Raw genomic sequence first — 24,544 nt, 5'->3', positions numbered from 1 at the left:
GTTTACTCGCTGGGCGACTGGATCAATTGCCCTGCGACGTTGAAGCTGAAGCGAAGCACGTCCAGGGAGAAATGCACGGTGCGGCAACAGGGTGCAACACTGATACAAATGATGTTGGCGCTGGCCATGGCGGCCGTTCTGACACAGCTGGGGATGCCGGCCTACACCCGGCTTTCTGATGACTTACATAGCGCAGCCGCAGCGCGGGACCTGGCGCAGGCACTGCGCAGCGCGCGCAGCCACGCCTTGCTGCAAGGCCAGACAGTGCGGGTGCAGCCGATGGAAGGCGATTGGGGTAAGGGTTGGCGTGTGCTGCTTGAACACAATCAGCAAGTGCTGCGTGAACACCGCTTGTCGCGGCCGCTGAGAATTGCCCACAACACCACGGGGCAGGTGAGGTTCAGTGCAGTAGGTATTCCGCTGGGGCGTAGCAATTCAACACTGGAGATCTGCGAGCGTGCCTCCCCCACCGGCCAGCATCACGTCGTGCTGTCAACCAGCGGCAGAATCAGCGTGCGCACAGGTGAGCCCGAGAGGGGCTCACTGTGCGCACGCTCTTGATCAGATCAGCGAACGAACCCGCAGCTCTTTGGGCATCGAGAACGTGATGTTCTCTTCACGCCCATCGAGCTCTTCGGCGCCAGAAGCGCCCCACGCCTTGAGCTGCTCGATCACACCACGGACCAGCACCTCTGGGGCAGAAGCACCCGCCGTGATGCCGATGCGGGCGGCGTCGCCAAACCAGCCACGCTGCAGGTCCTCGGCACCATCGATCAGGTAGGCCGGGGTGCCCATGCGCTCGGCCAGCTCACGCAGGCGGTTGGAGTTGGAGCTGTTCGGGCTGCCGACCACCAGCACCACGTCACATTCGCCGGCCAGTTGCTTGACTGCATCCTGGCGGTTTTGGGTGGCGTAGCAGATGTCATCCTTGCGCGGGCCACCGATGTTCGGGAAGCGCGCACGCAGGGCATCGATGACACGGCTGGTGTCATCCATCGACAGCGTGGTCTGGGTCACGAAGGCCAGGTGGTCCGGGTCGCGCACCTGCAGCTTGGCAACATCCTGCTCGTCTTCGACGAGGTAGATGGCGCCGCCGTTGCTGGCGTCGTATTGCCCCATGGTGCCTTCCACTTCCGGGTGCCCGGCGTGGCCGATGAGAATGCACTCACGGCCGTCGCGGCTGTACTTGGCCACTTCGATGTGCACCTTGGTGACCAGCGGGCACGTGGCATCGAACACCTTCAGGCCACGCCCGGCCGCTTCCTGGCGCACGGCCTGGGAAACGCCATGGGCGCTGAAGATGACGATGACGTCGTCAGGCACCTGCTCCAGCTCTTCGACGAAGATGGCACCGCGGTTGCGCAGGTCTTCGACCACGAACTTGTTGTGCACCACTTCGTGGCGTACGTAAATCGGCGGGCCGAAGACTTCCAGGGCACGGTTGACGATCTCGATCGCCCGGTCGACCCCCGCGCAAAAGCCGCGAGGGTTGGCGAGTTTGATTTGCATGCTCGGCTCCAGGCTTACAAGGCCTTCACATCGAGGATCTCCACCTCGAAGCTCAGGGTCTTGCCAGCCAGTGGGTGATTGAAGTCGATGGTCACCTGCGCGTCATCGAAGGCTTTGACCACGCCCGGCAGCTCGGCGTTGGCGGCGTCGTTGAAGATCACCAGCAGGCCTTCGGACAACTCCATGTCGGTGAACTGCGAACGCGGCATCACTTGCACATTCTGCGGGTTCGGTTGGCCGAAGGCGTTCTCCGGGGCCACAGTGACGGTGCGCTTGTCGCCGGCCTTGAAGCCGAACAGCGCGGCTTCGAAACCGGGCAGCAGGTTACCGTCACCGACCTTGAACATGGCGGGCGACTTGTCGAACGTGCTGTCGACCGTGTCGCCGTTTTCAAGGTGCAGGGCGAAGTGCAAGGTGACTTCGGTGTTCTGGCCAATACGGGTGTCAGTCATGGACAGGCTCCTCGGACTTCTTGCTCTTGAACATATCCAGCGCCAGCATCACCGCACCAACGGTGATGGCACTGTCGGCCAGGTTGAAGGCCGGGAAATAATGGCGGTTCTGCCAGTGCACCAGGATGAAGTCGACCACATGGCCAAGCACGATGCGGTCATACAGGTTACCCAGCGCACCACCCAGCACCAATGCCAAGGCGACGGCCAGCCAGGTCTCGCTGCGCCCCAGGCGCTTGAGCCAAACCACCAGCACCGCACTGACCACCAGGGCGATCAGGGCGAACAGCCAACGCTGCCAGCCGGAGCTGTCGGCCAGGAAGCTGAACGCCGCCCCGGTGTTGTAGGCCAAGGTCCAGCTGAAGTAGTCAGGAATGACCACGATCTGCTGGTACAGGCTCAACTTGCCTTCAAAGTAGACCTTGGTGACCTGGTCAAGGACCAGGACCACCAGGCTCAGCCAGAGCCAGGCAAGGCGCCCGAAGCGCCCCGCAACAGGGTTAGGCATAGTGGCGCACCTCACCCGAACCGCTCAGGTTGTCGACGCAACGGCTGCAGATTTCCGGGTGTTCCGGGTGGCTGCCAACGTCGGCGCGGAAGTGCCAGCAGCGGCCGCACTTGGCGTGGCCGGACTTGACTACTTTCAACTTGAGGCCTTCGACTTCGGTCGCCACGGCATCCGCCGGTGCCTGCACGAACGGCACCACGCTGGCAGCCGAGGTGATCAGCACGAAGCGCAGCTCGTCGCCCAGCTTGCTCAGGTCGCCGCTCAGGCCATCATCGGCGTACAGGGTAACTTCGGCTTGCAGGTTGCCACCGATGACCTTGGCGGTACGCTGGTTTTCCAGCTCCTTGTTTACCGATGCCTTGACCGCCATGACGCGGTCCCAGTAAGCACGGTCCAGCTCGGTGCCTTCCGGCAGCTCGCTCAGGCCCTGGTACCAGCCGTTGAGCATCACCGACTCGTTGCGCTCGCCCGGCAGGTATTGCCAGATTTCGTCGGCGGTGAAGGCCAGGATCGGCGCGATCCAGCGCACCAGTGCTTCGCTGATGTGGTACAGCGCAGACTGGCACGAACGGCGCGCGACACTGTTGGCGCCGGTGGTGTACTGGCGGTCCTTGATGATGTCGAGGTAGAAGCCACCCAGCTCCTGCACGCAGAAGTTGTGGATCTTCGAGTAGACGTTCCAGAAGCGGTACTCGCTGTAGTGCTCTTCCAGCTCGCGCTGCAGCAGCAGCGTGCGGTCCACTGCCCAACGGTCCAGGGCCAGCATGTCCTCTGGGGCCAGCAGGTCGCGGGACGGGTCGAAGCCCGACAGATTGGACAGCAGGAAGCGTGCGGTGTTGCGGATACGCCGGTAGGCGTCGGCGCTACGCTGCAGGATCTGCTCGGAAACCGCCATCTCACCGGAGTAGTCGGTGGCCGAGACCCACAGGCGCAGGATGTCGGCACCCAGGGTGTTGTTGACCTTTTCCGGCTCGATGGTGTTGCCTAGCGACTTGGACATCTTGCGGCCGTTCTCGTCCACGGTGAAGCCGTGGGTCAGCAACTCGCGGTACGGCGCATGGTTGTCGATGGCGCAACCGGTCAGCAAGGACGAGTGGAACCAGCCGCGGTGCTGGTCGGAGCCTTCCAGGTACAGGTCGGCGACCGGGCCGGTAGCGTGGCCGATGTCGTGCGAGCCACGCAGCACGTGCCAGTGGGTGGTGCCGGAGTCGAACCACACGTCCAGGGTGTCGGTGATCTTGTCGTACTGGCCAGCTTCGTCACCGAGCAGCTCGGCGGCGTCCAGCTTGAACCAGGCCTCGATGCCTTCTTGCTCGACGCGCTTGGCCACGGCTTCCATCAGCTCGACGGTACGCGGGTGCAGCTCGCCGGTCTGCTTGTGCAGGAAGAACGGGATCGGCACACCCCAGTTGCGCTGACGCGAGATGCACCAGTCTGGGCGGTTGGCGATCATCGAGTGCAAGCGCGCCTGGCCCCAGGCCGGGACGAACTTGGTTTCTTCGATGGCCTTGAGGGCGCGCTCACGCAGCGGCTCGCCGGTGGTTGGCTGCTTGTCCATGCCGACGAACCACTGCGCGGTGGCGCGGTAGATCAGCGGGGTTTTGTGGCGCCAGCAGTGCATGTAGCTATGGCTGATGGTTTCGGAGTGCATCAGCGCGCCGACTTCGCCCAGCTTCTCGACGATGGCCGGGTTGGCCTTCCAGATGAACTGGCCGCCAAAGAACTCCAGCGACTCGACATACACGCCGTTGCTTTGCACCGGCGTGAGGATGTCATCGTTGACCATGCCATAGCGCTTGCAGGTGACGAAGTCGTCTTCACCGTAGGCAGGTGCGGAGTGGACCACACCAGTACCGGCGCCCAGCTCGACGTAGTCGGCCAGGTAGAGTGGCGACAGGCGGTCGTAGAACGGGTGGCGGAAGTTGATCAGTTCCAGCGCCGAGCCTTGGGCGGTCGCAACCACCGAGCCTTCTAGGTTGTAACGCTTGAGGCACGACTCGACCAGCTCTTCAGCCAGCACCAGCAAGCGCTCGCCAGTGTCGACCAGGGCGTACTTGAACTCCGGGTGGATGTTCAGCGCCTGGTTGGCAGGGATGGTCCACGGGGTGGTGGTCCAGATCACGATGGCGGCAGGCTTGGCCAGCGAGGCCAGGCCAAAGGCGGCGGCCAGCTTGTCGGCGTCGGCGACCGGGAAGGCCACGTCGATGGTCTGCGACTTCTTGTCGGCGTATTCGACTTCGGCTTCAGCCAGTGCTGAACCGCAATCAAAACACCAGTTCACAGGCTTGAGGCCCTTGAACACGAAACCTTGCTTGACCATCTCGGCCAGGGCACGGATTTCACCGGCCTCGTTGGCGAAGTTCATGGTCTTGTAAGGGTTGTCCCAGTCGCCCAGCACACCCAGGCGGATGAACTCGGTCTTCTGCCCTTCGATCTGCTCGGCGGCGTACTCGCGGCACAGCTCGCGGGTGCGGTCGGCGGACAGGTGCTTACCGTGGGTGACTTCGACCTTGTGTTCGATCGGCAGGCCATGGCAGTCCCAGCCCGGCACGTAGGGCGCGTCAAAGCCCGCCAGGGTCTTGGAACGGACGATCATGTCCTTGAGGATCTTGTTCAGCGCATGACCGATGTGGATCTTGCCGTTGGCATAGGGCGGGCCGTCGTGCAGGACGAACTTCGGACGATCCTTGCCAATTTCGCGCAGCTTCTGGTACAGGCCAATGCTGTCCCAGCGCTGCAGAATCTGCGGTTCGCGCTGAGGCAGGCCGGCCTTCATCGGGAAGGCGGTGTCCGGAAGGTTTAGCGTGGCTTTGTAGTCGGTCATTTCAGGCTCTTCGTTAGCGGTTGAGCGTGCCAATGTGCACGTGCGGCGGCGATGTCCGCGTCGATCGCCGACTTCAGCGCCTCAAGGGAGGCGAATCGCTGCTCTTCACGCAGCTTGTGGTGGAACTCCACCGTCAGACGCCGGCCATACAGGTCGCCGGCATAATCCAGAAGATGAATCTCCAGGTGCGGGCGCCCATCACCGGCAACGGTGGGGCGCACGCCGATATTGCCGACACCCGGCCAGGCCTTGCCGTCGATTTCGATGCTGGCCAGGTAAACCCCGGACAACGGCACGCGGCGGCGCTTGAGCTGGATGTTGGCGGTGGGCGTGCCAAGTTGGCGCGCGAGTTTTTGGCCGTGCAAGACCCGGCCAGTGATGCGGTACGGGCGGCCCAGCAGGTGCTCGGCCAGTTCGAAGTCGCCTTCGGACAACGCCTTGCGCACTTCGGTGCTGCTGACCCGCAAACCATCCTGGATAACCGTGTTGGCGGCTTCGACGGTGAACCCGTACTTGTCGCCGGCCTCGACCAAGAAGGCAAAATCGCCTGCGCGGTCGCAGCCAAAGCGGAAGTCGTCGCCCACTTCAAGGTGACGCACGCCCAGGCCGTCGACCAGGATGGCCTTGACGAACTCATCGGCGCTGAGCTTGCTCAGGCGCTGGTTGAATGCCAGGCACAGCACGCGGTCGATGCCTTCGGCGGCCAGCAGCTCGACCTTGTCGCGCAGCCGAGCCAGACGCGCCGGGGCAGTATCGGGGGCAAAGTATTCGCGCGGCTGTGGCTCGAAGATCACCACGCAGGTCGGCAGGCCAAGTGCTTGGCCGCGCTCGCGCAGACGCGCCAGGATTGCCTGGTGGCCGCGGTGAACCCCGTCGAAGTTGCCAATGGTGGCGACACAGCCCCGGTGCTCGGGGCGCAGGTTGTGAAGACCTCGAACCAGCTGCATAACGCGCTTCTTGCTCATAAAGTGGCCGATTATAACCACACCCGGGCGCCGGTGACAGGCAGCAGCGCCCAGGGGTGGCGTGGAATGCGAAAAACCGACGCCTGACGTGCGCTAGGCCTCAGTGCAGGGCCTTGCGGGCAAAATGCCGAGGCCGGAAGCCGCACAGGTAAAGGCAGCCGAAATACGTCACGATGCCCGCCAGGATCAGCGCCCCGAGACGCACGAAGCGCTCGAGCATGCCGCCCTGCTCCCAGGCTGGCATGACGTGCATGCCCGCCAGCAAAACCGCCGACATCAATGTAACTGCCAATACCAGCTTGAACAGGAAGCGTACCCAGCCCGCTTGCGGCTCGAACAGCCCTTGGCTGCGCAGCTTCCAGAACAGCAAGCCAGCATTGAGGCAGGCACCCAGGCTGATCGCCAGGGCCAGGCCAGCATGCGCAAGCGGGCCAACCAGGACCAGGTTCAACAGCTGAGTGCAGACCAGCGTGAACACCGCGATCTTCACGGGTGTCCGGATATTCTGCTGCGCATAGAAGCCTGGTGCCAGTACCTTGACCAGAATGATCGCCAACAGGCCCACAGAATAGGCCATCAACGCACGCTGGGTCATGGCCGCATCGAACGCGCTGAACTTGCCGTACTGAAACAGCGCCACAGTCAGCGGCTCGGCGAGAATGGCCATGGCCAGTGTGCAAGGCAACACCAGCAGGAAGCACAGGCGCAGGCCCCAGTCGAGGATGCGCGAGTATTCTTCGCGGTCCTTGTTGGCGTAGGTCTTGGCTAACGTCGGCAGCAGGATGGTGCCCAGGGCCACGCCGAGCACGCCGGACGGCAGCTCCATCAGGCGATCGGCGTAATACATCCACGACACCGAGCCGGCCACCAGGAACGAGGCGAAGATGGTGTTGATGATCAGCGATATCTGGCTGACCGAAACGCCGAGGATCGCCGGCAGCATCTGCTTGAGCACGCGCCATACGCCGGTGTCGCGCAGGTTCAGGCGTGGCAGCACGAGCATGCCGATCTTCTTCAGTGCGGGCAGCTGATACAGCAGTTGCGCCAGGCCGCCGGCCAGTACACCCCAGGCCAACGCCATGATTGGCGGGTCGAAATACGGCGTGAGCACCACGGCGAAGAAGATCATCGCCACGTTCAGCAGGGTCGGGGTAAATGCCGGGACCGAGAATCGGTTCCAGGTATTGAGGATCGCCCCCGCCAGCGACGACAGCGAAATCAGCAATATATAAGGAAAGGTCACCCGCAACAGGTCGGTGGTGAGCGCGTATTTTTCAGCGCTGTCGACAAACCCAGGCGCTGTCGCCCACACCACCCAGGGCGCCGCGAGGATGCCAACGGCCGTGACCAGGGCCAGGACCAGGGTCAGCAGGCCGCTGACATAGGCAATAAAGGTACGGGTCGCTTCCTCGCCCTGCTGGGTCTTGTATTCGGCCAGAATCGGCACGAACGCTTGCGAAAACGCCCCCTCGGCAAAAATCCGCCGCAGCAGGTTGGGCAGCTTGAACGCGATGAAAAAGGCATCAGTGGCGATGCCGGCACCAAATACACGCGCCAGGATGGTGTCGCGTACAAAGCCCAACACCCTGGAAATCATGGTGATTGAGCTGACTGCGGCCAGGGATTTGAGCAGATTCATCGAAAAGATTCACGTCAGAGACAGAGGACGCTGCAGACAGCGTTCGAATGTGCGATACTCCCGCGCCTTCGCAGGGGAGCCAAAAATTCCCGAGTTTACAGGTCGCGCAGCAGAAAGGAATCTTTCCCTCTTGTTGGCGCACCGCTCGGCGGAACCTTGCAGGTGGCCTTGACATCCGTTCGACTGATCGGCATGATTCGCGGCCTATTTTGTTTGCTATTTACCTAAAGTCTTTCGAGGAGCTCGACGGTGGCCAACACACCTTCCGCCAAGAAACGTGCAAAACAGGCTGAGAAGCGTCGCAGCCACAACGCCAGCCTGCGTTCCATGGTCCGCACCTACATCAAGAATGTAGTTAAAGCCATCGACGCAAAAGACGCTGAAAAAGCGCAAGCCGCTTACGTTCTGGCTGTGCCTGTAATCGACCGTATGGCCGATAAAGGCATCATCCACAAGAACAAAGCTGCTCGCCACAAAGGCCGTCTGAATGGCCACATCAAGGCGCTGAAAGAAGCTGCAGCTGCCTAAGCGACATGCTTGTCAAAAAACCGACCCTAGGGTCGGTTTTTTGTTGCCTGCGATTTTTAATTACATGGGCTTTGTGTAGGAGCAGCCTTGTGCTGCGAAGAGGCCGATGCAAGCACCTGACATTAAGGGTGCCTGCACCGGCCTCTTCGCAGCACAAGGCTGCTCCTACACAAAGCCAGGGCCGCATTAGGCGGCCCTGGCATCCATCACTTGGCTATCTGGATCTTCGGCGCCCACTGCAGCCATTGATCCTCTGCCTTGTCGAACAGGGCAAAGGTTTGTTGCGGCCGCGCCGGGTTGCCCATCTGCTCGCCATCCGGCGTGGCAAAGGCAATACCGCCATCGATCAGCGTCTCCAGCGACTCGGTACGCACCGTAGCCCCCTTCAACAGCCCCCAATCGAAGCCAAAGCCACTGCTGTTCCAAAAGCGGCTGCCGCTGCGCACCAATGCGGCATAGCGCGGCTCGATCAGGATATGGATCAGCACGCGGTCGGCGCTCTGGCCCAGCTCGAAGCCTGTCACTTTGCCGACTGCGACTTCACGGTAGGTCACCGGCACACCTGGCTTGATCGAGCCACGCCGCGGTGCACTGAGCGTCAACGGCAAACCGACCTCAGGGCCAGCTACCTCTGGGGCGTCTGCCAAGGCAATGAAATCACGCTGCGTGCCTCTGTCCTTGGCAGCCGGCTGCACTTCCAGGTATTGCCCACCAATCAAGGTGTCGAGGTTTTCAGTGCGCACCAGGCCCAACGCAGGCTTGACCACCCAGAACTGGGTACCGACCCGAGCAATACGCTCCGCCGCCTCGGTAATACGTGCACGCAACAGCACCGCCTGCAAGTCTGCGGTCAGGTCGACGCTTTCGATACTGCCAACGTCTAGACCACGGAAGCGGATCGGTGTACCTGGCTTCAAGCCATCGGCGCGGTCGACACGAATAGTGATCAAGGTACCCGCACGATTGACTGCCTCCTCGCTGTCATGCAGGCGGAAGCGTGGAATATGACGCTTGAGCGCCACATCAGGCCTTGGCGTGTCGAAGGCGATACCGCCCGCCATCAGCGTTTGCAGTGATTCACTTTTGATCTTGATGCCCGACAACCCACCGGTGAGGGTAATACCACTGACATTCCAGAAGCGCGACGAGCCGTTTACCAGTTTCTCGTACTCCTTCTCGATATGCACACCGATCAGGATGCGGTTGCTGTTGCGGGCGAACTGGTAGCTCTGCACGCTACCCACTTTCACCTGGCGATACATCACCGGGCTACCGACTTCCAACGAACCCAAGGTGTCGGCGAACAGCACCATGTGCAGACCCGGCGCCTTGAGGTCCAGCGGCGGCGCCTTGGGCCGAGCCTCGAACTCACGCAGCGGCTTGGCACCCTTCTCGCCGGGGCGAATGGCAATGTAGTTACCTTTTACCAGGGCCTCCAGGCCAGTGATGCCCGCCAGCGAGATGGACGGCTTGACCACCCAGAACTGTGTCCCTTCGACCAGGTAGTCCTCGGTCAGCGGATCGAGGGTGAGCTCGGCCATGGCGCTGCCGAGGTTATCCTCCATCTTCAGCGCTTTCAGCGAGCCGACCTGAATCCCCTTGTACATCACCGGCGTACGACCGGCCTGCAGGCCTTCGTAGTCACTCAGCTTGACCTTGATGCGGATGCCGGCCTGGGCAGCATCGAAGTCTTCGTACAGGCGAAACGGCAGGCTGGGGTCGGTTGGTGGGCTGTCCTTGCGGTATTCCGGGGTCGCAAAAGCAATACCGCCGGCGACGATGCTCGAGAGCGACTCGCTGCGCACTTTCACGCCCGACAGGCTGGCATCGATACTGATGCCGCTGGCGTTCCAGAAACGCGTGTGCTTGCGCACCAGGCTGGCGTAGGCCGGCTGGATGAATACCTTGACCTCGACCGTATCCTGATCATCGGAAAGCCGGTAGCTCTTGACCCTGCCGACCTGAATCTGCTTGTAGAACACCGGGCTGTCACGGTTGAGCGACCCCAATCGATCGGCCTTGAGCGTCAGGTGCAAGCCGGGCTCACTGTCGGACAAGGGCGGCGCCGTGGACAAGGCGGTAAAGCGCTTGGCCTTCTCCCCTTCGCCAGGGCTGACGGCGATGTAGTTACCCGAGACCAGGGTTTCCAGGCCGGAGATACCCGCCAGGCTGACACTTGGCTTGACCAGCCAGAAGCGCGTACCGGTTGTCAGGTGTGGTTCTGCCGCCTTGTTCATCTCAATGGTGGCGATCACCCCCTGGTTGTCGCCTTTGGCGTCCAGCACCAGGGACGTCACCTTACCGACCGGCATGCCTTTGTAGATAACTTCGGTCTTGTTGGCGACGATCCCTTCACCGGTGGTGAAACGTACTTCGATTTCTACACCCGCATCCCGATAAGCCTGCCATGCCAACCAGCCGCCGATCATCAACGCAATCAGCGGCAGAATCCAGATGGCCGACCAGTTCGAGGCTGGGCGGGTTTTTGCCGTAGGCAGGTCACTCATGGTCGTCATCCGACTCCGTGTTATCCCAAATCAGTCGGGGATCAAAAGTTAAAGCAGCGAGCATCGTCAGGATCACCACAGTGGCAAAGGCGACAGCACCCAGGTTTGCTTCGACACTGGCTATTCGGCCGAAATTCACTACCGCCACCAGAATGGCGATGACGAAAATATCGAGCATGGACCAGCGTCCAATGAATTCGATGAAGCGGTACATCAGGATCCGCTGGCGCGCAGAAAGCGGCTGTCGGCGTTGAACGGAGTACAACAGCAAGCCGATGCCTACCAGCTTGAAGGTGGGCACCAGAATACTGGCAATGAAAACCACCGCCGCAATGGGCACCATGCCGTGCTTGAGCAGGGTGATGACGCCCGACATGATGGTATCGGGGCTGCCTTGGCCGAGCGTGCTGACGGTCATGATCGGCAACAGATTGGCAGGGATGTACAGAATGGAAGCCGCAATCAACAACGCCCAGGTACGCACAATACTGTTGGGTCGACGGCCATGCACGATGGCGCCACAGCGCGTGCATGTCTGCGAGGCGCTGTCGGCCTCCTGCCTGTTCAGTTCGTGACACTCATTGCAGACAAGGATGCCTGCATCAATCGCCCGCATGGAGATCCTCCCCGGAAAGCGCACTCCAGATCTGATGCGGTGACATCACCACTTCAAGCCACACCTGAATCAATAACAAACTGATGAAGCAGAATAGGCCCAACCCGATGGTCAACTCAGCCAGGTCCACCAATTTGACGATCGCAACCAGCACGCCCATGAAGTAGACCTCGAGCATGCCCCAGTCGCGCAGATGGTGATAGATGCGATAGCACAACAAGCCATAGCTGCGCCCTACATCCAGGCGAATGCTTAGCAGCACCGCCAGCTGGCACAGCAGTTTTGCCAGGGGAATGGCCATGCTGCACAGGAAAACCACGACGGCAACGCCACGCATTTCGGAGTTGTACAGGCCTAAGACGCCACTCCATACCGTATCGTCGGACGTCTGGCCAAGCAGGTGCAGTTGCATGATCGGCAGGAAATTCGCCGGCACGAACAGCAAGAGGGCTGTGAGGACCAGGGCTAGGCTACGGTTGACCACGTTGTGCCGGTGGGCGTAAAGCTCATAGCCGCAGCGCGGGCACTGGGCCTTTTCGTCATGCTGCAGCACAGGTTTGCGCATCAACAGGTCGCATTCGTGGCAAGCAACGAGTTCTTCCAGCGGCAATTGGGCCAGTGCTTCGGGTTCGACAGGGTTGGGCATATCGAGCTTCTGAATGGATGCGTGGGCTCTATTCTAGTGATCTGGCTCAAAATGTGGGAGGCGACTATTGACCGGTGTGCAACAGCAGGTTCCCGCCGGTGTTGAGGCCCGGAAAAGACAAAACCCCTACCTGCTTGCGCAGATAGGGGTTTTGCGAAATGAATCTTGACGATGACCTACTCTCACATGGGGAAACCCCACACTACCATCGGCGATGCATCGTTTCACTACTGAGTTCGGGATGGGATCAGGTGGTTCCAATGCTCTATGGTCGTCAAGAAATTCTGTAGCCAGAATGTCCAGATGGACAGCCCAGCGAATTCGGATATGCGATTTTGTGGTTACGAACTTTCGGGTCTTTCGTCTTCACCACCGCAATTCGCGCTAGCAAATTGCTTGGGTGTTATATGGTCAAGCCTCACGGGCAATTAGTATTGGTTAGCTCAACGCCTCACAGCGCTTACACACCCAACCTATCAACGTCGTAGTCTTCGACGGCCCTTTAGGGGATTCAAGATCCCAGTGAGATCTCATCTTGAGGCAAGTTTCCCGCTTAGATGCTTTCAGCGGTTATCTCTTCCGAACATAGCTACCCGGCAATGCCACTGGCGTGACAACCGGAACACCAGAGGTTCGTCCACTCCGGTCCTCTCGTACTAGGAGCAGCCCCTCTCAAATCTCAAACGTCCACGGCAGATAGGGACCGAACTGTCTCACGACGTTCTAAACCCAGCTCGCGTACCACTTTAAATGGCGAACAGCCATACCCTTGGGACCGGCTTCAGCCCCAGGATGTGATGAGCCGACATCGAGGTGCCAAACACCGCCGTCGATATGAACTCTTGGGCGGTATCAGCCTGTTATCCCCGGAGTACCTTTTATCCGTTGAGCGATGGCCCTTCCATACAGAACCACCGGATCACTAAGACCTACTTTCGTACCTGCTCGACGTGTTTGTCTCGCAGTCAAGCGCGCTTTTGCCTTTATACTCTACGACCGATTTCCGACCGGTCTGAGCGCACCTTCGTACTCCTCCGTTACTCTTTGGGAGGAGACCGCCCCAGTCAAACTACCCACCATACACTGTCCTCGATCCGGATAACGGACCTGAGTTAGAACCTCAAAGTTGCCAGGGTGGTATTTCAAGGATGGCTCCATGAGAACTGGCGTCCCCACTTCAAAGCCTCCCACCTATCCTACACAAGCAAATTCAAAGTCCAGTGCAAAGCTATAGTAAAGGTTCACGGGGTCTTTCCGTCTAGCCGCGGATACACTGCATCTTCACAGCGATTTCAATTTCACTGAGTCTCGGGTGGAGACAGCGCCGCCATCGTTACGCCATTCGTGCAGGTCGGAACTTACCCGACAAGGAATTTCGCTACCTTAGGACCGTTATAGTTACGGCCGCCGTTTACCGGGGCTTCGATCAAGAGCTTCGCTTGCGCTAACCCCATCAATTAACCTTCCGGCACCGGGCAGGCGTCACACCCTATACGTCCACTTTCGTGTTTGCAGAGTGCTGTGTTTTTAATAAACAGTCGCAGCGGCCTGGTATCTTCGACCGGCATGGGCTTACGGAGCAAGTCCTTAACCCTCGCCGGCGCACCTTCTCCCGAAGTTACGGTGCCATTTTGCCTAGTTCCTTCACCCGAGTTCTCTCAAGCGCCTTGGTATTCTCTACCTAACCACCTGTGTCGGTTTGGGGTACGGTTCCCAGTTATCTGAAGCTTAGGAGCTTTTCTTGGAAGCATGGCATCAACCACTTCGTCGCCTAAAGGCAACTCGTCATCAGCTCTCGGCCTTGAGATCCCGGATTTGCCTAAGATCTCAGCCTACCACCTTAAACTTGGACAACCAACGCCAAGCTGGCCTAGCCTTCTCCGTCCCTCCATCGCAATAACTGGAAGTACAGGAATATTAACCTGTTTTCCATCGACTACGCTTTTCAGCCTCGCCTTAGGGACCGACTAACCCTGCGTCGATTAACGTTGCGCAGGAAACCTTGGTCTTTCGGCGTGGGAGTTTTTCACTCCCATTGTCGTTACTCATGTCAGCATTCGCACTTCTGATACCTCCAGCAAGCTTCTCAACTCACCTTCACAGGCTTACAGAACGCTCCTCTACCGCATCACCAAAAGGTGATACCCGTAGCTTCGGTGCATGGTTTGAGCCCCGTTACATCTTCCGCGCAGGCCGACTCGACTAGTGAGCTATTACGCTTTCTTTAAAGGGTGGCTGCTTCTAAGCCAACCTCCTAGCTGTCTAAGCCTTCCCACATCGTTTCCCACTTAACCATGACTTTGGGACCTTAGCTGACGGTCTGGGTTGTTTCCCTTTTCACGACGGACGTTAGCACCCGCCGTGTGTCTCCCATGCTCGGCACTTGTAGGTATTCGGAGTTTGCATCGGTTTGGTAAGTCGGGATGACCCCCTAGCCGAAACAGTGCTCTACCCCCTACAGTGATACATGAGGCGCTACCTAAATAGCTTTCGAGGAGAACCAGCTATCTCCGAGCTTGATTAGCCTTTCACTCCGATCCACAGGTCATCCGCTAACTTTTCAACGGTAGTCGGTTCGGTCCTCCAGTCAGTGTTACCTAACCTTCAACCTGCCCATGGATAGATCGCCCGGTTTCGGGTCTATACCCAGCGACTAAACGCCCTATTAAGACTCGCTTTCGCTACGCCTCCCCTATTCGGTTAAGCTCGCCACTGAATATAAGTCGCTGACCCATTATACAAAAGGTACGCAGTCACCTAACAAAGTAGGCTCCCACTGCTTGTACGCATACGGTTTCAGGATCTATTTCACTCCCCTCTCCGGGGTTCTTTTCGCCTTTCCCTCACGGTACTAGTTCACTATCGGTCAGTCAGTAGTATTTAGCCTTGGAGGATGGTCCCCCCATATTCAGACAAAGTTTCTCGTGCTCCGTCCTACTCGATTTCATTGATAAGAGATTTTCGTGTACGGGGCTATCACCCACTATGGCCGCACTTTCCAGAGCGTTCCACTAATCTCAAACCAACTTAAGGGCTGGTCCCCTTTCGCTCGCCACTACTAAGGGAATCTCGGTTGATTTCTTTTCCTCAGGGTACTTAGATGTTTCAGTTCCCCTGGTTCGCCTCTTGCACCTATGTATTCAGTACAAGATACTCAGCTTATGCTGAGTGGGTTCCCCCATTCAGAGATCTCTGGATCACAGTCTGTTTGCCGACTCCCCAAAGCTTATCGCAGGCTACCACGTCTTTCATCGCCTCTGACTGCCAAGGCATCCACCGTATGCGCTTCTTCACTTGACCATATAACCCCAAGCAATCTGGTTATACTGTGAAGACGACATTCGCCGAAAATTCGTTTTGCTCTTTCGAGCCCACAAATTTTACCTTAGCCTGATCCACTACCAGTGAAAGTAGTGTTCAGTCTATTTCTATCACATATCCGAATTTTTAAAGAACGATCTGACAAAAGTCAGAAATCAACATTCATCAACGAATGTTCATTTCTAAGTTCTGACACGTTACTGCGTACTGCGAAAATTGGTGGAGCCAAGCGGGATCGAACCGCTGACCTCCTGCGTGCAAGGCAGGCGCTCTCCCAGCTGAGCTATGGCCCCGTATTCTACGGCTGAACCATGTAATGGTAGGTCTGGGCAGATTTGAACTGCCGACCTCACCCTTATCAGGGGTGCGCTCTAACCAACTGAGCTACAGACCTATAACAGGGTCGCGTTACAGCATCGTCTTTATACAAGTGAATCAAGCAATTCGTGTGGGAGCTCATCAGCAGGCTGATGTCGTCGATTAAGGAGGTGATCCAGCCGCAGGTTCCCCTACGGCTACCTTGTTACGACTTCACCCCAGTCATGAATCACACCGTGGTAACCGTCCTCCCGAAGGTTAGACTAGCTACTTCTGGTGCAACCCACTCCCATGGTGTGACGGGCGGTGTGTACAAGGCCCGGGAACGTATTCACCGCGACATTCTGATTCGCGATTACTAGCGATTCCGACTTCACGCAGTCGAGTTGCAGACTGCGATCCGGACTACGATCGGTTTTGTGAGATTAGCTCCACCTCGCGGCTTGGCAACCCTCTGTACCGACCATTGTAGCACGTGTGTAGCCCAGGCCGTAAGGGCCATGATGACTTGACGTCATCCCCACCTTCCTCCGGTTTGTCACCGGCAGTCTCCTTAGAGTGCCCACCATAACGTGCTGGTAACTAAGGACAAGGGTTGCGCTCGTTACGGGACTTAACCCAACATCTCACGACACGAGCTGACGACAGCCATGCAGCACCTGTGTCAGAGTTCCCGAAGGCACCAATCCATCTCTGGAAAGTTCTCTGCATGTCAAGGCCTGGTAAGGTTCTTCGCGTTGCTTCGAATTAAACCACATGCTCCACCGCTTGTGCGGGCCCCCGTCAATTCATTTGAGTTTTAACCTTGCGGCCGTACTCCCCAGGCGGTCAACTTAATGCGTTAGCTGCGCCACTAAAATCTCAAGGATTCCAACGGCTAGTTGACATCGTTTACGGCGTGGACTACCAGGGTATCTAATCCTGTTTGCTCCCCACGCTTTCGCACCTCAGTGTCAGTATCAGTCCAGGTGGTCGCCTTCGCCACTGGTGTTCCTTCCTATATCTACGCATTTCACCGCTACACAGGAAATTCCACCACCCTCTACCGTACTCTAGCTTGCCAGTTTTGGATGCAGTTCCCAGGTTGAGCCCGGGGCTTTCACATCCAACTTAACAAACCACCTACGCGCGCTTTACGCCCAGTAATTCCGATTAACGCTTGCACCCTCTGTATTACCGCGGCTGCTGGCACAGAGTTAGCCGGTGCTTATTCTGTCGGTAACGTCAAAACAGCAAGGTATTCGCTTACTGCCCTTCCTCCCAACTTAAAGTGCTTTACAATCCGAAGACCTTCTTCACACACGCGGCATGGCTGGATCAGGCTTTCGCCCATTGTCCAATATTCCCCACTGCTGCCTCCCGTAGGAGTCTGGACCGTGTCTCAGTTCCAGTGTGACTGATCATCCTCTCAGACCAGTTACGGATCGTCGCCTTGGTGAGCCATTACCCCACCAACTAGCTAATCCGACCTAGGCTCATCTGATAGCGCAAGGCCCGAAGGTCCCCTGCTTTCTCCCGTAGGACGTATGCGGTATTAGCGTTCCTTTCGAAACGTTGTCCCCCACTACCAGGCAGATTCCTAGGCATTACTCACCCGTCCGCCGCTGAATCGAAGAGCAAGCTCTTCTCATCCGCTCGACTTGCATGTGTTAGGCCTGCCGCCAGCGTTCAATCTGAGCCATGATCAAACTCTTCAGTTCAATACTGCTTGGGTTTTTAAGAAACCCTAAACTTGGCTCAGCAATCTCAAATGACTATGTGATTTCTCGCATGGTCACTTGTGATGCTGATAATCTTTGTGACTATCAGTCCATACTCACAAGCTCCCACACGAATTGCTTGATTCAATTTGTTAAAGAGCGTTTGGTTAAGAGCTTTTCGTCTCAACCGAGGCGCGCATTCTACGCTTTCCTCAGAGCCTGTCAAGCGTTTATTTTGAAGTTTTTCGCGAGAAACTCGTTTAGCTTCAAACACTTGGCTCGCTGCGATCTCTCGTAGCGGGAGGCGAATCATACAGCGTTTAGAAGCGCTGTCAACCACCTTTTCAACCGCTGACGATCTTTCGATCGGAGCCCTTTCAACACTACCTGAATCGATTAACTCGTTGATATTCAAGGAGTTTCTCGTTCCAATCACGCTGGAAGTGGGGCGCATTATAAGGGGATTCGAAACCCCGTCAACCTTTAATTCCAAGAAACCTTAATAAAGCTGAAAAACAAAGCGGGGAGGCCTTCCGGCCTCCCCGCTTTTGTTCATGCTTTATAGGCTAGGGAACGCAAATTGCGATGCCTCATGGCTGGCCCGCTGCGGCCAACGCTGAGTGATCGCCTTGCGACGGGTATAGAAACGCACCCCATCCGGGCCATAAGCATGCAGGTCACCGAACAGCGAACGCTTCCAACCGCCGAAGCTGTGATACGCCACCGGTACCGGCAGCGGCACGTTAACACCGACCATGCCCACTTCGATCTCGTCACAGAACAGGCGCGCCGCCTCGCCATCACGGGTAAAGATGCAGGTGCCGTTGCCATATTCGTGATCGTTGATCAGCTGCATGGCCTGCTCCAGGCTGTTAACCCGGACCACGCACAGCACGGGGCCGAAGATCTCTTCTTTATAGATGCGCATCTGCGGGGTCACCTTGTCGAACAGGGTGCCACCCACGAAGTAACCATCTTCATTACCTGCAACGCGCAAGCCACGGCCATCTACCACCAGCTTGGCGCCAGCAGCCACACCGTCGTCAATGTAGCCAACCACCTTGTCGCGGGCAGCAGCGGTGACCAGCGGGCCCATGTCCAGGCCACACGAGGTACCGGCACCAATCTTCAGCGCCTTGATCTGCGGCTCCAGCTTGGCGATCAGTGCATCGGCAACCTGGTCACCCACGCACACCGCCACCGAAATCGCCATGCAGCGCTCACCGCACGAACCATAAGCTGCACCCATCAGCGCGCTGACAGCGTTGTCAAGGTCGGCATCGGGCATCAGCACGGCATGGTTCTTCGCACCACCCAGCGCCTGTACGCGTTTGCCGCGCTTAGTGCCCTCGGCGTAGATGTACTCAGCAATCGGGGTCGAGCCGACGAAGCTCAGCGCTTTCACTTCCGGAGCTTCGATCAGCGCGTCCACAGCTTCCTTGTCGCCATGCACCACGTTGAGGATGCCTTTAGGCAGGCCGGCTTCCAGCAGCAGCTGGGCAATGTACAAGGTCGAACTCGGGTCACGCTCGGAGGGTTTCAGGATAAAGGCGTTACCGCAGGCAATGGCCAGTGGGTACATCCACAGCGGGACCATGGCCGGGAAGTTGAATGGGGTAATACCGGCGACCACACCCAGCGGCTGGAAATCGGACCAGGCGTCGATGTTCGGGCCAACATTACGGCTGTACTCGCCCTTGAGCACTTCAGGTGCCGCACAGGCGAACTCGACGTTCTCGATACCACGCTTCAGCTCGCCTGCAGCGTCTTCCAGGGTCTTGCCATGCTCTTCGCTGATCATCTGCGAGATGCGGGCCTCGTTCTGCTCCAGCAGTTGCTTGAAGCGGAACATCACCTGGGCACGTTTGGCCGGCGGCGTGTTGCGCCAGGCTGGGAAGGCAGCCTTGGCCGAATCGATGGCTTCCTGAACGGTCGCACGGCTGGCCAGTTCGACCTTGCGTACGGCCTGGCCAGTGGACGGATTGAAGACATCGGCGGTGCGCTCACCCTTGGTAACCAGCTCGCCGTTGATCAGGTGTTGAACAATGCTCATGCAAAACTCCAGATAAAGAGGGGTGACACAAGCGCGTGATCACTTCACGCGCTTGCCATCAAAATCGCAACGATCAATCGATCTGGTTCAGGGTCTCGCCCACCGCGTCGAACAGGCGGTCCAGTTCCTGCGGTTGGGTATTGAAGGTAGGGCCAAACTGCAAGGTGTCGCCACCGAAGCGCACATAGAAGCCGGCCTTCCACAACTTCATCGCCACTTCATAAGGGCGCACGATCGCATCGCCGTCGCGGGCAGCAATCTGGATCGCGCCGGCCAGGCCATAGTTGCGGATATCGACGACGTTCTTCGTGCCTTTAACCCCGTGCAGCAGTTTCTCGAAGTGCGGCGACAGTTCGGCCGCAGCCTGCACCAGGCTTTCCTTCTGCAGCAGGTCCAGTGCGGCGATGCCGGCGGCACAGGCCACTGGGTGGGCCGAGTAGGTGTAGCCGTGGGGGAACTCCACCGCGTATTCCGGCGTCGGCTGATTCATGAAGGTTTGATAGATCTCGGTACTGGCAATGACCGCACCCATCGGGATGGCGCCGTTGGTGACCTGCTTGGCGATGCACATCAGGTCTGGCGTCACGCCGAAGGCCTCAGCCCCGGTCATCGCGCCCATACGGCCGAAGCCGGTGATCACTTCGTCGAAGATCAGCAGGATGTTGTGCTGGGTGCAGATCTCGCGCAGGCGCTTGAGGTAGCCCTTCGGTGGCGGAAGAACACCCGCCGAGCCCGCCAGCGGTTCGACAATCACTGCGGCGATGTTCGAGGCGTCGTGCAGCTCGATCAGCTTGAGCATTTCGTCGGCCAGGGCAATGCCGCCCTCCTCTGGCATGCCCTTGGAGAACGCGTTCACCGGCAGCACGGTGTGAGGCAGGTGGTCGACGTCCAGCAGCTGGCCGAACATCTTGCGGTTACCGTTCACGCCACCCAGGCTGGTGCCGGCGATGTTCACGCCATGGTAGCCACGGGCACGGCCGATGATCTTGGTCTTGGTCGCCTGGCCTTTCAAGCGCCAGTAAGCACGGACCATCTTCAGCGCGGTATCGGCGCACTCAGAACCGGAGTTGGTATAGAAGACGTGGTTCAGATCGCCCGGCGTCAGCGCGGTGATCTTTTCGGCCAGCTGGAACGACAGCGGGTGGCCGAACTGGAAGGCCGGGGAGTAATCCAGGGTACCAACCTGACGGGCTACCGCCTCGGTGATTTCCTTACGGGTATGCCCGGCGCCGCAGGTCCACAAGCCAGACAGGGCGTCGAAGATCCTGCGCCCCTTGTCATCCACAAGGTAGTTACCTTCCGCCGCCACGATCAGGCGTGGGTCGCGATGGAAATTGCGGTTGGCGGTGTAAGGCATCCAGTGGGCATCCAGCTTAAGCTGGCTGGCGATATCGGTGGGAGCGGTTTCCGGCATGTTCATCGGCGGTTCCTCGAAAGACGATTAGGCAACGATGGATCTTGTTGCGGCTAAATTGGCACGGCGATAAAGTCTGAAAAAGCCTGCTTTTCTAATCTTCAGATAGGGCAACACTAAACTAATGAGCCGACGCCCCGACCCACTCGCCCAAGTCAGCGATTTTGACATTCGCCTGTTGAAGATCTACCGCAGCGTCGTCGAGTGCGGCGGCTTCTCGGCAGCCGAAAATGTGCTCGGGATCGGCCGCTCGGCCATCAGCCAACAGATGAACGACCTGGAGCAACGCCTCGGCCTGCGCCTGTGCCAGCGTGGCCGAGCCGGTTTCTCACTGACCGAGGAAGGCCGCGAGGTCTACCATTCGGCCTTGCAGTTGCTCAGTGCCCTGGAAAGCTTCCGCACTGAGGTCAACGGGCTGCACCAGCACTTGCGTGGCGAGTTGAACATCGGCCTGACCGACAACCTGGTGACCTTGCCGCACATGCGCATCACCCACGCGCTTGCCGAGCTCAAGGACCGCGGCCCTGATGTGCGTATCAACATCCGCATGATCGCGCCCAGCCAAGTCGAGCACGGTGTTCTCGACGGCAGCCTGCATGTCGGCGTTGTGCCGCAGACCATCGCCCTTTCAGGCCTTGAATACCAACCGCTGTATAGCGAGCGTTCGCTGCTCTATTGCGCAGTAGGCCACCCGCTGTTCTATGCCGACGACCAACAGATAGACGACGACCGGCTCAACAGCCAAGAGGCCATCACCCCCACCTTCCGCTTGCCCGCCGATATCCAGGCCCATTACCAGGCGCTTTATTGCACGGCCAGCGCGTCGGACCGCGAAGGCATGGCATTCCTCATCCTGACGGGGCGCTACATCGGCTACCTGCCCGACCACTACGCAAGCTTCTGGGTGCAGCAAGGCCGGCTGCGTGCCCTCAAGCCTCGGCAGCGCTTCTATGACCTGAGCCTGAGCTGGGTGACGCGCAAAGGGCGGCGGCCGAACCTGGTGCTCGAGAGCTTCCTGGATAGCCTGGCTGCGACACGCTGATGCCTGTCTCTGACGCAAACGCTTGTCACTTCGGCGTAGGCAGGTAATCTTGTCCGACAGCCGCTGCCACTGACCCGTACGGAATCGTCCATGACCCTTGAAGTCCCAGCGCATCGCCTCTCCGCCTCGGGCAAGCCCGCCGGCCGCATCCGCCAGAAAAACGAACAGGCCATCATCCAGGCCGCCGAAGACGAATTCGCCCGCCATGGTTTCAAGGGCACCAGCATGAACACCATCGCGCTGAAGGCAGGGTTGCCCAAGGCCAACCTGCATTATTACTTCACCAACAAGTTGGGCCTGTACATTGCCGTGCTCAGCAACATCATCGAGTTGTGGGACAGCACCTTCAACGCCTTGAGCGTCGAGGACGACCCGGGCGAGGCACTGAGCCAGTACATTCGGACCAAGATGGAGTTCTCGCGGCGCAACCCGCAAGCCTCGCGCATTTTTGCCATGGAAGTGATCAGCGGCGGCAATTGCCTGAACGAATACTTCAGCGCTGACTACCGCGAGTGGTTCCGTGGCCGGGCCGCAGTGTTCCAGGCCTGGATCGAAGCAGGCAAGATGGACCCGGTCGACCCGGTGCACCTGATTTTTCTGCTCTGGGGCAGCACCCAGCACTATGCCGACTTCGCCACGCAGATCTGCCAGGTCACCGGCCGCAGCCGCCTGACCAAGCAAGACATGGAAGACGCGAGCAGCAACCTTATCCACATCATTCTCAAGGGGTGCGGCATCAAGCCGAGTGCCTGACAGCCATTTATGCCTTCTACCCTGCTCGACCTCTGCGAGTTTCGTGAAGAAATCCGCAAAAGCCGCTTCATCACCCTCGCCGGCCCAATCACCAGTGCTGCCGAGGCGATGAGCTTCATCGAACGCCACAGCGACCTGGCGGCCACCCACAACTGCTGGGCGTGGAAGCTTGGCGGGCAATACCGCAGCAATGATGACGGCGAACCGGGCGGCACCGCCGGGCGCCCTATTCTGGCCGCCATCGAAGCGCAAGACTGCGATCAGGTGGTAGTGCTGGTGATCCGCTGGTATGGCGGCATCCAGCTGGGTACCGGTGGCCTGGCCAGGGCCTATGGCGGTGGCGCCAACAAATGCCTGCAACAGGCGCCCAAGCGGGTGCTGGTGCAGCGCAGCGAATACACCTGCAGTTGCAGCTTCAGCGAACTGGCCCTGGTGAAGCTGCGCCTGGCGGACGTCGATGGCCTGGTGCTGGATGAACAGTTCACCGCCAATGGCGTTGACCTGCACATCGCGGTCGGTGAAGCCCACCTGGCCGCCTTGCGCCAGCAACTGGCCGACCTGAGCCGTGGGCGCATTCTGCTGGAAGCGCGCTGAATAACTGTTCACACGCGCTGAACATTGCTCACAAGAACTGTGGGCCTGCCTGTGGATAAGCTTGGGGCACTCTCTTGCAGCCCATTGGTTTCAAGGCCCGCAGAGCCTTGATCATATTTTGATCACTATTTGATGACAGTCGCAAATTACTGAAAGCTCGAGAGTTATCCCCAAACCCTGGAGGGGTTACGCACTGGCCATTCCGCTTGGCTTGCACACAATAACTGTGGAACAGCCTGTGGATAACCCGTTAGCCAACAGGCGAAGCGCCCGTCTACAAGCGGCCTGGCGCCATCGATCATTTTTTGACCAGCTGCAGCGCAGGCACAGTTAGCCACTCTGCAGTATGCTCAAATCCTTTTTCCTACACCGATAAAGGAATGTTCCTATGGCTAACTCAAGAACTGCCCTCATCATCGGCGCCTCACGCGGCCTTGGCCTGGGGCTGGTGCAACGCCTGCAAGAAGATGGCTGGAACGTCATCGCCACTGTGCGTGACCCGCACAAGGCCGGCGCCCTGGCCAACGTTCCCGGTGTGCGCATCGAACAGCTGGAGATGAACGACACCGCTCAGCTCGATGGTTTGAAGCAACGCCTGCAAGGCGAAGTGTTCGACTTGGTGTTCGTCAACGCGGGCGTCATGGGGCCCCTGCCACAAGACCTGGAAACCGTCCGCAACCAGGACATCGGCGACCTGTTCATGACCAACGCCGTGGCCCCCATCCGCGTCGCCCGCCGCCTGGTCGGCCAGGTACGCGAAGGCAGCGGCGTGCTGGCCTTCATGAGCTCAATCCTGGGCAGCGTGACGATCCCGGACGGCGGTGAAGTCTGCCTGTACAAAGCCAGCAAGGCGGCCCTGAACTCGATGATCAACAGCTTCGTCGTCGAACAACAGCGCCCCGGCCTCTGCGTGCTGGCCATGCACCCCGGCTGGGTGAAGACCGACATGGGCGGCGAAAATGCCGAAATCGACGTGCTGACCAGCACCCGCGGCATGCTCGAGCAGATCAAGGCGCAAAGCGGTAAAGGCGGCCTGCGCTTCATCAACTACAAAGGTGAGCCGCTGATCTGGTGAATTGAAAGCCGCGTGGCGAGGCAGTAGACTCGATGCCTCGCCCCCTGGCGGACCTGGATCAGCAGACAGGGCAACACTGA

At 58.9% G+C, this 24,544-nt stretch carries 18 protein-coding genes, 2 tRNA genes and 3 rRNA genes; 6 read left to right on the top strand and 17 right to left on the bottom strand.

Features of this window, described 5'->3' with window-relative positions; all coding sequences use genetic code 11:
- Nucleotides 1-78 precede the first annotated feature (78 nt).
- A complete protein-coding gene (locus LOY53_RS03245; RefSeq protein WP_252826617.1) occupies nt 79-561 on the top strand; it encodes a GspH/FimT family pseudopilin in 483 nt (160 codons plus the stop codon).
- Here the strand turns inward: LOY53_RS03245 and ispH are convergent, their stop codons facing one another.
- The 6 genes from ispH to murJ form a co-directional block, all read right to left on the bottom strand.
- Nucleotides 562-1,509, bottom strand: a complete 948-nt coding sequence (ispH, locus tag LOY53_RS03240; protein WP_099452821.1) for a 4-hydroxy-3-methylbut-2-enyl diphosphate reductase — start codon at nt 1,507-1,509, stop codon at nt 562-564.
- A gap of 14 nt (nt 1,510-1,523) precedes the next feature.
- A complete protein-coding gene (fkpB, locus tag LOY53_RS03235) occupies nt 1,524-1,961 on the bottom strand; it encodes an FKBP-type peptidyl-prolyl cis-trans isomerase (protein WP_085274283.1) in 438 nt (145 codons plus the stop codon).
- On the bottom strand, nt 1,954-2,469 hold the full coding sequence (gene lspA / locus LOY53_RS03230; RefSeq protein ID WP_027594576.1) for a signal peptidase II: 516 nt from the start codon (nt 2,467-2,469) through the stop codon (nt 1,954-1,956). The genes fkpB and lspA overlap by 8 nt, the downstream gene beginning before the upstream one ends.
- Nucleotides 2,462-5,293, bottom strand: coding sequence for an isoleucine--tRNA ligase (gene ileS / locus LOY53_RS03225; RefSeq protein WP_252826616.1), 2,832 nt, complete (start codon nt 5,291-5,293; stop codon nt 2,462-2,464). Before ileS ends, lspA begins: the two co-directional genes overlap by 8 nt.
- On the bottom strand, nt 5,290-6,240 hold the full coding sequence (gene ribF / locus LOY53_RS03220; RefSeq protein WP_027594578.1) for a bifunctional riboflavin kinase/FAD synthetase: 951 nt from the start codon (nt 6,238-6,240) through the stop codon (nt 5,290-5,292). The genes ileS and ribF overlap by 4 nt, the downstream gene beginning before the upstream one ends.
- A 118-nt stretch (nt 6,241-6,358) precedes the next feature.
- On the bottom strand, nt 6,359-7,897 hold the full coding sequence (gene murJ / locus LOY53_RS03215) for a murein biosynthesis integral membrane protein MurJ (protein ID WP_252826615.1): 1,539 nt from the start codon (nt 7,895-7,897) through the stop codon (nt 6,359-6,361).
- Between the two features lie 249 nt (nt 7,898-8,146).
- Between murJ and rpsT the strand changes: the two genes are divergently transcribed.
- Nucleotides 8,147-8,425: a 30S ribosomal protein S20 gene (gene rpsT / locus LOY53_RS03210; RefSeq protein ID WP_003247625.1), complete on the top strand. Its 279-nt coding sequence runs from the start codon at nt 8,147-8,149 to the stop codon at nt 8,423-8,425.
- A gap of 206 nt (nt 8,426-8,631) precedes the next feature.
- Here the strand turns inward: rpsT and LOY53_RS03205 are convergent, their stop codons facing one another.
- From LOY53_RS03205 to LOY53_RS03155, 11 genes are all read right to left on the bottom strand, one after another.
- The gene (locus tag LOY53_RS03205) at nt 8,632-10,932 is read right to left on the bottom strand and encodes a PqiB family protein (protein ID WP_027594580.1); all 2,301 of its coding nucleotides are present in this window, start codon (nt 10,930-10,932) and stop codon (nt 8,632-8,634) included.
- Nucleotides 10,925-11,548, bottom strand: a complete 624-nt coding sequence (locus tag LOY53_RS03200; protein ID WP_099428267.1) for a paraquat-inducible protein A — start codon at nt 11,546-11,548, stop codon at nt 10,925-10,927. The genes LOY53_RS03205 and LOY53_RS03200 overlap by 8 nt, the downstream gene beginning before the upstream one ends.
- Nucleotides 11,535-12,194 (bottom strand): paraquat-inducible protein A, encoded by a 660-nt coding sequence (locus tag LOY53_RS03195; RefSeq protein WP_099452817.1) that lies wholly within the window; start codon nt 12,192-12,194, stop codon nt 11,535-11,537. The genes LOY53_RS03200 and LOY53_RS03195 overlap by 14 nt, the downstream gene beginning before the upstream one ends.
- Nucleotides 12,195-12,357: 163 nt before the next feature.
- Nucleotides 12,358-12,473 (bottom strand): 5S ribosomal RNA (gene rrf, locus LOY53_RS03190).
- A 128-nt stretch (nt 12,474-12,601) separates the two neighbouring features.
- A 23S ribosomal RNA gene (locus LOY53_RS03185) occupies nt 12,602-15,494 on the bottom strand.
- A 238-nt stretch (nt 15,495-15,732) separates the two neighbouring features.
- A tRNA-Ala gene (locus tag LOY53_RS03180) sits at nt 15,733-15,808 on the bottom strand.
- Nucleotides 15,809-15,832: 24 nt separating this feature from the next.
- Nucleotides 15,833-15,909: transfer RNA gene (locus LOY53_RS03175), tRNA-Ile, on the bottom strand.
- Nucleotides 15,910-15,996: 87 nt separating this feature from the next.
- Nucleotides 15,997-17,533: ribosomal RNA gene (locus tag LOY53_RS03170) — 16S ribosomal RNA — on the bottom strand.
- The 16S, 23S and 5S rRNA genes sit together here with 2 tRNA genes alongside, the layout of an rRNA operon.
- A 46-nt stretch (nt 17,534-17,579) precedes the next feature.
- A complete protein-coding gene (locus LOY53_RS03165; RefSeq protein WP_258703325.1) occupies nt 17,580-17,948 on the bottom strand; it encodes a hypothetical protein in 369 nt (122 codons plus the stop codon).
- A gap of 144 nt (nt 17,949-18,092) precedes the next feature.
- A complete protein-coding gene (locus LOY53_RS03160) occupies nt 18,093-19,586 on the bottom strand; it encodes a CoA-acylating methylmalonate-semialdehyde dehydrogenase (protein WP_027594988.1) in 1,494 nt (497 codons plus the stop codon).
- Between the two features lie 73 nt (nt 19,587-19,659).
- Complete coding sequence (locus LOY53_RS03155) at nt 19,660-21,006, bottom strand: aspartate aminotransferase family protein (protein WP_258703586.1); 1,347 nt, start codon at nt 21,004-21,006, stop codon at nt 19,660-19,662.
- 118 nt (nt 21,007-21,124) lie between these two features.
- Here LOY53_RS03155 and LOY53_RS03150 point away from each other — a divergent pair, with 118 nt between their 5' ends.
- The 4 genes from LOY53_RS03150 to LOY53_RS03135 all read left to right on the top strand — a co-directional run bounded on the left by LOY53_RS03150 (nt 21,125) and on the right by LOY53_RS03135 (nt 24,464).
- Complete coding sequence (locus LOY53_RS03150) at nt 21,125-22,042, top strand: LysR family transcriptional regulator (RefSeq protein WP_252826611.1); 918 nt, start codon at nt 21,125-21,127, stop codon at nt 22,040-22,042.
- 90 nt (nt 22,043-22,132) lie between these two features.
- The gene (locus tag LOY53_RS03145) at nt 22,133-22,795 is read left to right on the top strand and encodes a TetR/AcrR family transcriptional regulator (RefSeq protein WP_027594985.1); all 663 of its coding nucleotides are present in this window, start codon (nt 22,133-22,135) and stop codon (nt 22,793-22,795) included.
- A 9-nt stretch (nt 22,796-22,804) separates the two neighbouring features.
- Nucleotides 22,805-23,389, top strand: a complete 585-nt coding sequence (locus tag LOY53_RS03140) for a YigZ family protein (protein ID WP_252826610.1) — start codon at nt 22,805-22,807, stop codon at nt 23,387-23,389.
- Between the two features lie 388 nt (nt 23,390-23,777).
- Nucleotides 23,778-24,464 carry an SDR family oxidoreductase gene (locus tag LOY53_RS03135; protein ID WP_252826609.1) on the top strand — a complete coding sequence of 229 codons (687 nt, stop codon included), beginning with the start codon at nt 23,778-23,780 and terminating at the stop codon, nt 24,462-24,464.
- Nucleotides 24,465-24,544 lie beyond the last annotated feature (80 nt).

This window comes from Pseudomonas sp. B21-031 (assembly GCF_024748985.1).
GTDB classification, from domain to species: Bacteria; Pseudomonadota; Gammaproteobacteria; order Pseudomonadales; family Pseudomonadaceae; genus Aquipseudomonas; species Aquipseudomonas kermanshahensis.
The sequence above is the reverse complement of the archived record's forward strand: the minus strand, read 5'-3'. Positions and strand labels throughout refer to the sequence as shown.